Below are 13855 nucleotides of genomic sequence, written 5' to 3' on the forward strand. Positions count from 1 at the left end.
CCCGTCGTGATTTGTTCATGACCTTAGATTCGCTTGTATCGATACGTCATCCCCTTATCAGGTGGTTATGGCGGCAGGGTTCCACCTCTTCCCATTCCGAACAGAGAAGTTAAGCCTGCTTGCGCCGATGGTACTGCAATGCAATGCGGGAGAGTAGGTAGCCGCCTTTTTTCAAACAGAAGCCTTCAGGACTAAATTGTCTTGGAGGCTTTTTTTTGATATTAGGCCAATAAGGCTTATTAGGCTAATTGGGCTTATTAGGCTAATATGGCTAATTAGGTTAATTGGCCTAATGATACTATACAATATTTACTTGGTTCATCCGTTGTAACACTATGCAATGGACAGACCGAATTAGGCAGGTAAAGCTTCTTCTCGTCGTGGCCGCTATACTTATAGCGGTGGTGTCGCTTGTGGTTTCTCATTACCTCATCAGGGACCTTGAGAACGAAGAGCGCAACAAGATGGAAGTATGGGCCGAAGCTATGCGCACTCTCAACCAGGCGGATGAGAACACAGATCTGAACCTGGTGTTGAAGGTGCTCAACGAGAACCATACCATTCCGGTCATCGTCATGGACTCAACGGGTGAAGTGCAGACCTATCGCAACATCAGCCTTGACAACCGGTCAGGAGAGGACAGCACGGCTTACCTCAAGACCTTGGGCTATCGTCGAAAAGCGGCCAACCACTTTATTCGTATTTCTTTGAATGACCGTGTGAAAGACGATTACATTGACGTTTGCTACGACGACTCACTGATGCTCAAGCGATTGGCCTTTTATCCTTACGTGCAGTTGGGCGTGGTGCTCATCTTCGCCGTGGTGGTGATTTTTGCTTTGCTCACCTCTAAACGTGCCGAGCAAAATAAGGTTTGGGTGGGACTGTCGAAAGAAACTGCGCACCAGTTGGGCACCCCCATCTCCAGTTTGATGGCTTGGACGGAAATCTTGAAGGAGAATTATCCTGACGATGCACTGATTCCCGAAATGGAACAGGACGTGAAGCGGCTGCAATTAATCGCCGATCGGTTCTCAAAAATCGGTTCGATGCCAGAATTACAGCCATACAGTCTGCGAGAGGTGATGAGTCATGTGACATCCTACATGAACCGCCGCACATCGAAGGGCATCCGGATTCAGATTCAGTTGCCAGAGGATGAAGATATGCTCATGGTGCGGATGAATCCCGCACTCTTTGAGTGGGTTATCGAGAATTTGTGTAAGAATGCCGTTGATGCCATGGGTGGAGAGCAAGGCCTCATCACCATCCGTGTGCAAGACGCCTTTGGGAAGGTCGTTGTAGAGGTGTCTGATACAGGGAAAGGCATCAGGAAAAAGGATATCAGAAATGTTTTTCGTCCCGGATTTACCACCAAGAAACGTGGTTGGGGACTGGGACTTTCGCTGGCCAAACGCATCATAGAAGAGTACCATCGAGGCCGAATTTGGGTGAAGAGTTCAGAAATGGGGAAGGGTACGACGTTTCGTATCGAGCTGAAGCGGTAAGCCTCTCTGTGTCAACGCTCTATGTTTTCGTTGTAAGAGCATTGACCTTGCGCGCTAATACCAACGCCTTTGCCGCTTAAACGCGATGAGCTTGTGCGCAAAAGTCACTGCTTCGGTCGTATCTTTAAATGAAACAGTTTTCACCGTCTCATTGTCGCAATATAAAAATGATGGTATTTATAAAAAAGAAGCAAGCCTATTTAAATGAAGAAGCCGTGTGCAGATTAAAAAACGAAGTGCAATAAAAGATTAGGCATAGAGGCAGGGACAAAATCTCTGCCTTTTGCTATAAAAGAAAAAATGAACTTACGAGAACGCTTCGGCACATTACGTCCAGATTGGAAGTGAAAAACTCAAGTTTTCAACACCAAACAAGAGTTTTATAAAATGATTGACTAATTTTGCACTTGTTGGTTGACTCTACGAATGGTTATGTCTTGATGGGTTCTTTTAGAATCAGTCAAGATATGACCGTATTAAAAGACAAATGGCATGACATATAAGAATTTTTCTATACTAACTAAAGTTGTTACAACCCTGACTCTAACATATTCTGTATTTATGATACTGTTCGTGTCAATTTTTGACTTGCTCTCTATGTCGACATCTGTGAGTTTTACAACATTCTTTATCGAAAAGATGATTTCTAATATTTCAGCTGTAATTGCACTTATTTTTCTTATTAGGTATCTTTGGATTACAGATAAGAACTCCAATACTTCTAAAAAAGATTCCATTGAAAGAAACAATCGCTAATGATGATCGACGGACATAAAGACCGTACAGTCGAAGAGCGCAAGCTAATCTGGGACGAGGAGAACCGCTTGCTGGCAGTCGATGAGAATGGTTTTGTGAGCAACTATTGGTATGATGCCGATGGTGAGCGCACGGTGAAGACTAGTGGCGAGAACGAAGCGATTTATGTAAACTCCGAGTTCTCGGGTGGCAACACTGGTACGGCACGCTTCTCGCTCTATGTCAGCCCATACTTGGTCGCAGGACAGGGTGGTAAGTACACCAAGCATATCTACATCGGTAGTCAAAGAATCGTTTCTAAATTGGGCGACTTGGCAAGCTATGGTGCAGACCCAAGACGAATACCGTATGCAGGAAATGAGGCTGATGGTTTGACTATCAATTACAAGGATAAGTATGCACAACAACTGCAATCTATCAAGGACAACTATAAGACGTTTGACATCCCTTATACTGGAACGGACAATAACGACTATGTAAACGGTCAAGGCTTTAGTAGTGATGACGACACGCCAGAGGCTGCACTGGCACGGGCGATGACACGCACAGCCATTGACGAAAACTTTAAGCCAAACGATGACCACGAAAAGATGCAGTTCTACTATCACCCAGACCATTTGGGTAGCAGTAGTTACATCACCAACCTTGATGGCGAGGTGGTGCAACATATCGAGTATGTTCCTTTCGGAGAAGTATTCGTTGAGGAGCGCAATAACATTTGGAATACGCCTTATCTTTTCAATGCGAAGGAATTCGATGAGGATACAGGTATGTACTACTATGGTGCGAGGTACTATGAGCCGAGATTGAGTCTGTGGATGAGTACGGATCCGATGGAAGAAAAATATCCGGCGACAAGTTCCTATTGCTTCGTAGCAAATAACCCTATTAAATATTTTGATTTGGATGGCTTACAATTATGGGTTGCTAATAATGAAGCTATGAGTCTTTTATTACATACCTTAGCACCTGAAGATCGAGGGTATGTGGTAAGAGATAAAAATGGATTTATAGATTCTAAAATACTAACAGAAGGTGTAAAACATTCTGTTTCTAACAGTGAAAATTTAAAGTCATTGCAAAAAATTGTCGCTGATCCAGATAACACTGTTCGATTGTATGGATTAGTAGAACAATATGATTTTTTATCGGTTAACAATGAAAAAAAGACTAAGATTTTTGAAGCTCCGAATAGACAGAATCTATATCGAGAACTAATGGAGGGTTTTAGTGGAGATGAATCTATGAAGGCCAAATACAGTGAAACTTTAATACAACAGGGAATTGTAGACGAATATGAATTAACAGGAAATCTCGGTGCAACTTTACGTCCCAAAAGGTTAACAAATGTTTTTCCCGCAGGACAAATGTCCATGTCTAATGATGTCGAAATATACATAAGTTGTAAAGGTACTACAACCTTGGAGCAAGTTAAAACACTTGGACATGAACTATATGGTCATACTCTGTTTGGAATTAGCGGATTAGATCCAAGACATGGAGGAAATACTGGACGACCTGATGGTAATCCTACTTTGGAAAAGCAAATAATTAAATCTGAAATGGAATCAGAAAAGAATTATAATCAATGAGAAGTATTCTTCTTTTATTTATCTCACTAGTAGTAGGCGGTTGCTCCTGCAGTCAACTGTCTACTACTGTGTGTAGCATTGATAGTATTGCTGTGTACATAAATGATACGTTATATATAGCAAAACCATTTGTATCGAAAGATATATCAAAGGAAATAAACAATAAATTTAATTGGTCAAATATACCCAATAATGATCTTGAATGGAGAGGAAAGGTCTATATAGAATTTACTCTGACCCAAACAGGTAGATGTATAGACATTAAGATTTTAACAAGAACTAATAGCAAGTATATTGACACAGAAATAGTTCGATGTATAAGAAGAATAAAATATAATATCCGTTATCGTTCCAAACATAAGGTTAAAGTTTTTGCGATTGTTGATTTACAAGGAGGTCTTGGATAATTTATCATTATGGTATCAAAGAGAAAATAGATAATGCCCCAAATTAGGTGTTGTGAAAATAAGGTACTGATTATCAATGCTATCTGACAAAATGAAAAGTGTGAAGGCTGGAATTAACGCTTTGCTTTCGCATTATTTCCGACATTACAGCATAAGCACATGAGCAAAGATATTTTTTGGGTACTTTAAGCTCCAGATTGGAAGTTATCAAAATTAAAAGAACAACAAATATGGCACGCAAACGACAAGTCACAATAGTGATAGATAACTGTATGACATTAAAACAGCAAGAATATGGCAAACAGACCGTTAGTCCATATATAGATTGCTTGAACTTACCCATACAAGGGTAACAGGCAATACCCATATAAGGGTGTTCATCATTACCCTTACATGGGTATTAAAAGCCGTGAGCAATAAATAGAAAAGAATGACGTTACATAAGTGATAACCATAAACAATTAAGAGTATGATAGAATTTGAAGTAAAATCAAAGACGCAGCCTATCGGCAAGCGAAAGGGGCAGACGGTGTACTTCGCCCAGCCTGTTTCGCAACAGCATCTGACAAACAAGATGGTAGTAGGCCGTATCGTGCGTGAGTCCTCCCTCTCGGCAGGTGACGTGAGCAATGCGCTCATCAGCCTTGGCGCCATCGTGCGTGATGCCCTCTAATTAGGTCAGAGCGTGGATTTGGCAGACCTTGGCTCATTTCGCATCATAGTACCGCCAAAGATGATGGATAGCGAGGCAGAAGTTACCGCCGACAGCCTGAAGGCGCCGAAAATCGTCTTTACGCCAAAGGTAGCCATGCGTAACGCTGCAAAATCTGTAGGACTCCGAGTGGTCAAAAAGAAGAAAGGCGATAACGAAAAGCCTAAAGAGGAAGAAGATCTGAATCCTTAACAGCACATCTATTGCCTAATTGATGTACGCTCAAAACCATAATACACTTAATTTTGCCTCTATGCACAAGCCTATGTGTGTGGAGGGAATAGGTGTGACTTATGCCACACTGTACCGTTTGTCAAGTGCAACGGGTACTTATAGGGGAACGGACAATAAGACGGCTTCTTACACCCTTGCCATGAGCTACGACAACATGCACCGCATCACGAGCAAGAAGCAGCACCTCACGCAAAGTAACGTACAGTTCAACGGCACTCTCAATGCAGGCTATGACCTCACCTACACATATAATAATGATGAGGGCAAGAAGTTCCAACTGGCCAGTGTCCGTGACATCAACTACCGCACGGAAGAAGCGCCGACAGACAGCACGAACATCAACAACGGACACAAGTACGAGTATGACCTCAACGGAAACCTTGTCTATATCAATACCTCTCGTGTAAAGCATGATGGCAAGGAAGATGAAAAGGCAACCGAGCAGAAGTACAAGTGGGATGAGGAAAACCGACTCCTTGCAGCCGATGAGAACGGCTTTGTAAGCAACTATTGGTACGATGCCGATGGCGAGCGTACAGTGAAGACCTCAGGCGAAAACGAAGCCATCTATGTGAACTCCGAGCTCTCTGGTGGCAACACCGGTACGGCACGCTTCAGCCTTTATGTCAGTCCATACCTCGTTGCAGGGCAAGGTGGTAAGTACACCAAGCACATTTACATCGGCTCACAAAGAATCGTCAGCAAACTCGGTGACCTCGCAAGTTATGGCGCAGACCCAAGACGAATACCATACGCAGGCAATGAGGCTGACGGCTTGACGGTAGACTACAAGGCCAAGTACAACCGGCAGCTCCAATCCATCAAGGACAACTACAAGACATTCGACTTGCCATACAACGGTCAGGACAATACCGACTATCTCAATGGCAAAGGCTTTAGCAGTAATGACGACACACCAGAGGCTGCACAGGCAAGGGCAATGGCACGCACAAGGGCTGCAAACGGTAACTTCAAAACAAATGAAGAGTACGAGAAGATGCAGTTCTACTATCATCCTGACCATTTGGGTAGCAGTAGCTACATCACCAACCTTGACGGTGAGGTGGTGCAGCATATAGAGTATGTTCCTTTCGGCGAAGTCTTCATAGAGGAACGCAACAACGTATGGAACACGCCTTATCTCTTCAACGCAAAAGAGTTTGATGAGGAGACAGGTCTGTACTATTATGGTTCTCGATACTATAATCCTCGTTTCAGTTTTTGGTTATCTACGGATCCTATTGAAGAGAAGTATCCCAATATCACAAGTTATTGCTATGTCGCTTCTAATCCTGTAAAATTTATTGACCCTGATGGTAATGATATAGTAATTGCTGGAAAAGAAAGCTCAAGTGTTACTCTTACCACAGATCTCATTGACATTAGAGTCAATGCATCGGCTTTAGGAATAAATTGGGGTGGTAATTATGTGCTCCAAGGAGAAGCTTTGTTAAGTGCCACCTTAGATTTGGTAGGAATCGTAGATCCGAGTGGTGTTGCAGATGGCCTAAATGCTTCATTACAAGCAAAAAATGGGGATTGGGGTGGAGCCTTAATAAGCGCTGCTGGTCTTGTGCCTTATGTTGGTGATATAGCGAAAGTTGGCAAGATAAGCAAAGATGTCAAGATAATTAAAACCGCTATTAATTCTACCAAGGCATCTAAGAGCCTCTCCACCTTGAGAAAGCAAGCTGTTAGAGATGCTTGGAAAGCAGAACAGCAATTAGTCAAAAAGACAGGAAGTGGCACCAGAAATTGGACAAAAGCGGAAAAGGCTGAATTATTGAAAACCGGTAAGGTTAAGGGATAGAAGGTCATCACATTAATAATGTGAAAGATCATCCTGAATTTGCCGGCAATCCCAATAATATTGAATTTGTCAAACGTCCTGAGCATCTTGATGCTCACGGCGGGAACTTCCGCAACGAAACACATGGAGAGTTACTAAACCGAAATCCGAATAAAGATTAACAATTCGGTGTCCTGTTCAGTGATTAAACTGAACAGGATACCGAATCAAACGTTACTCAAATATGAAAGACTATTCAGAAATAAAAGAATTAATCCTAAAATTTTCATTCTTAGGAATAGAAGAGAGTAAATCAACTGGTGCTTTGCTAATTGGCAGAGCACCGCATATTGCGGAAAGTGCGTGGCTGAATCGACTCTATTCACCAATAGACAAAAACGAAATAATAAAAATGGAAGATGGTATTAGCAAAAAGATTCCAACTTCATATGTTGATTTCTTGACCAACTTCTCAAATGGACTCAATATACTTGGGGATACCTTATGTCTATTTGGATATCGTTCTAACTATGTGAGAACTGTTGATTTCTCATGGCAACCATATAGTTTAATTAGTTTTAATAAGTATGATAAGCCTAGAAATTCAACAGAAGAAATGTTGTTTATCGGCAGTTATGATTGGGATGGTTCTCTATTATATATGACCACTGATGAGAAGGTACACTTTTGTAATCGCGATGATTCAACAAGTTTATTTATATGGGACTCTCTTTCATCTATGTTAATCAGTGAACTGAAACGGCTTTATAATATTTTCGATTCTTCTGGTATTCAAATTGATGACACGCAAGCCACCACACCTATTTAATGAGCACTTGATGTTGCGATGAACAACTAACAGAAGAACAACAGTATGGGAAACGGCAATCTTTGGCGAGTTACATATTCCTACAACCTCGGCGGGCAGCTCACCCACGTGCGTGGCTACAAGTCCTACGGCTACGACTATGTGAACAAGATTGGCTACGACAAGTTTGAGCAGCGCACTTATCTCAAATACTGTAACGGAGCGGAAACGTTCTACAGTTACGACCCACAGCGCCGCAGACTACAGAACCTTGCAGTCAATGCAGGTGGCAAGACCATCATGGACAATGCCTACGGTTATGACGTGGTGAGCAACGTACTTTCTGTTGTCAATAAGGCGGCAATTCCGGAAAAGGGCAAGGCAGGCGGACAGATGAGCCACAGCTACACTTATGACCCACTGTACCGTTTGTCAAGTGCAACGGGTACTTATAAGGGAACGGACAATAAGACGGCATCTTACACACTTGCTATGGGCTATGACAACATGCACCGCATCACGAGCAAGAAGCAGCACCTCACGCAAAGTAACGTGCAGTTCAACGGTACCCTCAATGCAGGCTATGACCTCACCTATACATACAATAGTGATGAGGGCAAGAAATTCCAACTGGCCAGTGTTCGTGACATCAATTACCGCACGGAAGAGACCCCGACGGACAGCACGAACATCAACAACGGACACAAGTACACCTATGATGCCAACGGAAATCTTGTCTATATCAACACCTCTCGTGTAAAGCATGATGGCAAGGAAGACGACAAGGCAACCGAGCAGAAGTACAAGTGGGATGAGGAAAACCGACTCCTTGCAGCCGATGAGAACGGCTTTGTAAGCAACTATTGGTACGATGCCGATGGTGAGCGTACAGCAAAGACGAGTGGCGAAAACGAAGCTATCTTTGTCAACTCCGAGTTCTCGGGTGGTAACACGGGTACGGCACGTTTCTCGCTCTATGTCAGCCCATACTTGGTGGCAGGGCAAGGTGGTAAGTACACCAAGCATATCTACATCGGCTCACAAAGAATCGTCAGCAAGTTAGGTGACTTGGCTTCTTATGGTGCAGACCCAAGACGAATACCATACGCAGGCAATGAGGCTGATGGCTTGACCATCAACTACAAGGACAAGTACTATCAGCAGTTGCAATCCATCAAAGACAATTACAAGACGTTCGATTTGCCATACAACGGTGTAGACAATACCGATTATGTCAATGGCAAAGGCTTTAGTAGTGATGACGACACGCCGGAGGCAGCACAGGCAAGGACTATGAATGCCAGCACACGTGCTGCTGTAGATAATAATTTCCATGACAAGGACAATTATGAAAAGATGCAGTTCTACTACCATCCTGACCATTTGGGTAGCAGTAGTTACATCACCAATCTCGACGGTGAGGTATCGCAGCACATTGAGTATGTACCATTTGGTGAGGTGTTCATCGAAGAGCGCAACAACACATGGAACACACCTTATCTTTTCAATGCCAAGGAGTTTGATGAGGAGACGGGATTGTACTACTATGGTGCAAGGTATTATGAGCCAAGGTTGAGTCTGTGGATGAGTACGGATCCGATGCAGGAAAAATATCCAAATATTAGTACTTATTTGTATTGTCATGGTAATCCTTTAAAATATATAGATCCTACAGGAATGGATGATATTTTTGATGAAGAGGGACATTTTATTAAGGATACAGGCAAAGGTTCCAATGTTATTATTGAAAATAGACAGCAACAACAAGCTATGTTATCATCATTTGATTATAGCAAAGGAAATGATTCAAATAGAAAAATGCTTAAGAATGTTACCGCGTATTATTTATCAAAAAGTGATAAGAAACAGTTTGATATTAGAATAGCAGAAACAAAACCAGAAGAGCCTAAAGGAGCTGTTTTAGCTAATGTTGCTGGTACATCTAAATATTATGTTCAGTTGGATAATGGAAAAATTAACCCAACATTAGATAATAAATATGACTTTTGGAGTATAACGTATCACGAAAGCCTACACAGGTCTGATTCTCGTACACATGGTGGAACAGTAGGAGAAGTTGAAGCTATTTTACAACAAACAAAGCATGAGGCCTGGAATAAAGTTTCCGATAGTTATTTAAATTCTCAGGCAACTTATGCTAAAAATAGTTTGCAACTGGCACTTCATAATCTATCTGAGAATCAAATTAATGGTTATATAAATAGATTAAATAATGCTTTCATGGGATCAGCCTCTTTCTCCTATGAAAAAAAGACTCATGAAATAAATTTCAATTTATCAATACAAGAAGTTATTATTAAACCTCAATAATGATATGAAGGGGAAGTTATTTAATTCAATATTTGGAATAATATTCTTTTATTTTACATCTTGTAGTTCTGGAATAGCAATTAGGAATCTACAAGACAAGCAATCCTTTCATGCAAGAATTATAGGATTGCTGACAGATGATAGTATTAAATATTGGAAATCTACGGAATATCCATTTTCCATAGAGTTTAATAAAAGAGAGAATCAATTTAGGACATATGATAAAGAAGGAAAGTTGATGATATCATCTCAGCAGGATGCAATGTTCTCTAAAAAGTTCGAGTTGCATAATATGACAATTTCTATTTATTATGTAATCCCAAATGAAAATCACTCTTTATACCTCAAATATGATATAAAGAAAATTTCAAAAGATACTTTATTATTAAATAATGGGATACGAAACCTAATTTTTGTTAAAGATGAAAAAAGCCACATTTAGCGCACACACTTACGAATTTAACGGGGTAATCTGATTATTACGAGAACACTTCGGAACTTTATGCTCCAGATTGGGAGTTGAGTTTCTATGGCCGCATTGCAGAAATCGGGAAGAATGACGTTAAATGATTGATAACCATAAACAAAATGGTGGCATATCGCATCATGCTTGCCCCCTCTTGTTTGGTGATTGATAACCCATGCAAACGTATTCAACAACCCATACAAACATGGTCAACAACCCATGCAAATAAGCGAGCAAACTCAATGGGTCATTAAGTTGTTGTTTAACAGATAGTTATATGGTCTATCTAATAGATTATTATCTCAATGCCAAGGCAGGCACCATCATGGACAATGCCTACAGCTATGATGCTGTGAGCAACGTACTCAGCGTAAAGAGCAATGCTCCACTCCCGCAGAGTGGTAAGGCAGGTGGACAGATGAGCCACAGTTATACTTATGACCCACTGTACCGTTTGTCAAGTGCAACGGGTACTTATAGGGGAACGGACAATAAGACGGCATCTTACACCCTTGCCATGGGCTATGACAACATGCACCGCATTACGAGCAAGAAGCAGCACCTCACGCAAAGTAACGTACAGTTCAACGGCACGCTCAACGCAGGCTATGACCTCACCTACACATACAATAGTGATGAGGGCAAGAAGTTCCAACTGGCCAGTGTCCGTGACATCAATTACCGCACGGAAGAGACCCCGACAGACAGCACGAACATCAACAACGGACACAAGTACACCTATGATGCCAACGGAAACCTTGTCTACATCAACACCTCCCGTGTAAAGCATGACGGCAAGGAAGACGACAGGGCAAGTGAGCAGAAATACAAGTGGGACGAGGAAAACAGACTCCTTGCAGCCGATGAGAATGGTTTTGTGAGCAACTATTGGTATGATGCCGACGGTGAGCGCACGGTGAAGACCTCAGGTGAGAACGAAGCTATCTTTGTCAACTCCGAGTTCTCGGGTGGTAACACGGGTACGGCACGCTTCTCGCTGTATGTCAGCCCATACCTCGTTGCAGGACAGGGCGGCAAGTACACCAAGCATATCTACATCGGTAGTCAAAGAATCGTTTCTAAATTGGGCGACTTGGCAAGCTATGGTGCAGACCCAAGAAAGATTCCTTACGCAGGTAATGAGGCAGATGGTGTGAAAGTGGACTATAAGACAAAATATGGCGAGCAGTTGCAGGCAATTAAAGATAATTATCGTACCTTTGAGATCCCCTACAACGGTCAGGACAATACCGACTATGTGAACGGCAAGGGTTTCTGCTGTGACGACAACACCCCCGAGGCTGCACAGACAAGGGCGATGGTCAGAACAAGGGCAGGTGAAGGCAGTGGTGCTAACGAAAAGTTGCAGTTCTACTACCACCCCGACCACTTAGGAAGCTCCAGCTACATCACCAATCTTGACGGTGAAGTGGCACAGCACATCGAGTATGTGCCGTTCGGTGAGGTGTTCATAGAAGAACGCAACAATATGTGGAATACTCCTTACCTCTTCAATGCAAAGGAGTTTGATGAGGAGACAGGTATGTACTACTATGGTGCAAGATACTATGAGCCGAAGTTGAGTTTGTGGATGAGTACGGATCCAATGCAGGCAAAGTATCCTCATATTAGTACATATTGTTATACTTTTAATAATCCAATTAAGTTTATTGATCCAAATGGTAAAGATTCTTATTATAACGAAGCAGGCGAATTCCTTTTCAAAAATAAAAGAAAAACTGATATTATTTATGTTGTATCAGGCTATAGTTTTATTAAGAAATTAAAGGATGGTACAAAGGTTTTTAGCCTGAAAAATAGAAGAACGTTAGAAAAGTCAGATCTTTCTGCAAAAGCATATTCTAAAATATTTACTAATGTTCTAAAACGAAAAGGTTTTGATACAAGAAAATTGTATAATGGTCAGGTTTCTGTAAACAAATTGTATGATAAATATGATAATGATAGTAGAAGAATAGAAACATATGCAGAAGATTATAATGTTAGTGGCAATTTTTTGTCATATGACCCAAGACGTGAGAGAGGAGTTGCTCCTGCTGTTACAAAGAAAATAGGAGGAAAAATAGAAGTATGTGTAAATGTATATCCAGTTGGTTATGAAGAGAAAAACTATGTCTCTACAGAATCTAACATAGTAAATTTATTAGGAATACATGAATTTACATGGCATGGAGTAAAAGGTTTGGGTAGCAGTCAGCATTATAGGATTCTTAAAGCACAACGTCAGAGTCCTTCATGGCAAACAACTTCTCCTCAGTTTAAGAGTTTGTATGATAACTTAGAAAAGAATAACGATGAATATAAAAAACCTTAGTTATAATGTAATATTTTGTTACTTCTTTAGTTTGGTCGTAATTTCTTGTAATCTTCATTCCTCTCATCCTATATTAGAAGCATATTTATATAGAGTAATAGACAATTACCCCCAAAAAGAAAGTGGGGGTAATTGTCAACTTCCTAATTATACTCGATGGATACAAATGGAATTTGGTGTAAAAAATAATACAAAAGATACTTTATTTCTTCCTATTAGTATAGTAAATGGTTATAATTCGTTTCATTCAAAAATAGTTCTAAAGGAAGGTAATAAAAAATATAAAGAAAGCATTGATCAACGACTCATGTATGGAAAGAATGATGCTATATTGGCTCCAGGAAACCATACAACCATAAAAATATTATTATATGATACTGACCTTAAAAGAATGGGAATACAGCAGACGATTTCATCTAAACAACTTATAAATCGTATTTCTTTTATATTTTATTCTAATCAAAAAGATTTCTTTTATTACAAGATTCCATTTATTATGTTTTATAATAGTAATAAACAAAATAAAATAGATATAAAGGATATTGAAGAGGAAACAAAGCAATCGTGGGATGTTAATTGTGATAGTATAAACAAAATCGTTTATGCTTTTTACAAGAGTGGAATGATAATAAATCCTATAAAAACTGGTAACACTTCAAATCGGGAGTTATTAAAATAATCATCTGATTATCAATGTGATTTTTAAAAGATTAGACGTAAAGGCAGGGAAAGATTCTCTGTCTTTTGCTATATTTGTAGTCCAAAACAAAGACAAATGAATATACGAGAACGCTTCGGCACATTACGTCCAGATTGGAAGTAAAAAACTCAAGTTTTCAACACTAAACAAGAGTTTTATAAAATGATTGACTAATTTTGTACTTGCTGGTTGACTCTACGAAACAACCATTTAGTGT

Annotated in this window: 8 protein-coding genes, 1 rRNA gene and 3 pseudogenes; all 12 read left to right on the forward strand. The window is 40.7% G+C overall.

Annotated elements, in window-relative coordinates:
• Positions 1–57: 57 nt before the first annotated feature.
• The 12 genes and pseudogenes from rrf to HMPREF1254_RS08865 all read left to right on the forward strand — a co-directional run bounded on the left by rrf (position 58) and on the right by HMPREF1254_RS08865 (position 13617).
• A 5S ribosomal RNA gene (gene rrf, locus HMPREF1254_RS08810) occupies positions 58–170 on the forward strand.
• A 165-nt stretch (positions 171–335) separates the two neighbouring features.
• Positions 336–1508, forward strand: a complete 1173-nt coding sequence (locus HMPREF1254_RS08815; RefSeq protein WP_023058363.1) for a sensor histidine kinase — start codon at positions 336–338, stop codon at positions 1506–1508.
• A gap of 797 nt (positions 1509–2305) precedes the next feature.
• Positions 2306–3856 (forward strand): annotated as a pseudogene (locus HMPREF1254_RS12365) (RHS repeat domain-containing protein); the annotation flags it as partial.
• On the forward strand, positions 3853–4263 hold the full coding sequence (locus tag HMPREF1254_RS08830) for an energy transducer TonB (RefSeq protein ID WP_025073133.1): 411 nt from the start codon (positions 3853–3855) through the stop codon (positions 4261–4263). The pseudogene HMPREF1254_RS12365 and the gene HMPREF1254_RS08830, both read left to right, overlap by 4 nt.
• 469 nt (positions 4264–4732) lie before the next feature.
• Positions 4733–5167 (forward strand): annotated as a pseudogene (locus HMPREF1254_RS08835) (HU family DNA-binding protein).
• 61 nt (positions 5168–5228) lie between these two features.
• Positions 5229–7019, forward strand: coding sequence for an RHS repeat-associated core domain-containing protein (locus HMPREF1254_RS08840; RefSeq protein ID WP_196806305.1), 1791 nt, complete (start codon positions 5229–5231; stop codon positions 7017–7019).
• Between the two features lie 20 nt (positions 7020–7039).
• On the forward strand, positions 7040–7180 hold the full coding sequence (locus HMPREF1254_RS12200; RefSeq protein WP_023058329.1) for a hypothetical protein: 141 nt from the start codon (positions 7040–7042) through the stop codon (positions 7178–7180).
• 62 nt (positions 7181–7242) lie between these two features.
• Positions 7243–7827 (forward strand): SMI1/KNR4 family protein, encoded by a 585-nt coding sequence (locus HMPREF1254_RS08845; RefSeq protein ID WP_023058340.1) that lies wholly within the window; start codon positions 7243–7245, stop codon positions 7825–7827.
• A 45-nt stretch (positions 7828–7872) separates the two neighbouring features.
• Positions 7873–10137, forward strand: coding sequence for an RHS repeat-associated core domain-containing protein (locus tag HMPREF1254_RS08850; RefSeq protein ID WP_023058323.1), 2265 nt, complete (start codon positions 7873–7875; stop codon positions 10135–10137).
• A gap of 4 nt (positions 10138–10141) precedes the next feature.
• Positions 10142–10579: a hypothetical protein gene (locus tag HMPREF1254_RS08855; RefSeq protein ID WP_036879637.1), complete on the forward strand. Its 438-nt coding sequence runs from the start codon at positions 10142–10144 to the stop codon at positions 10577–10579.
• A 325-nt stretch (positions 10580–10904) separates the two neighbouring features.
• A pseudogene (locus HMPREF1254_RS08860) lies at positions 10905–12938 on the forward strand (RHS repeat domain-containing protein); the annotation flags it as partial.
• A complete protein-coding gene (locus HMPREF1254_RS08865) occupies positions 12919–13617 on the forward strand; it encodes a hypothetical protein (protein WP_023058358.1) in 699 nt (232 codons plus the stop codon). The pseudogene HMPREF1254_RS08860 and the gene HMPREF1254_RS08865, both read left to right, overlap by 20 nt.
• Positions 13618–13855 lie beyond the last annotated feature (238 nt).

Source organism: Prevotella sp. BV3P1 (assembly GCF_000479005.1).
GTDB lineage: Bacteria > Bacteroidota > Bacteroidia > Bacteroidales > Bacteroidaceae > Prevotella.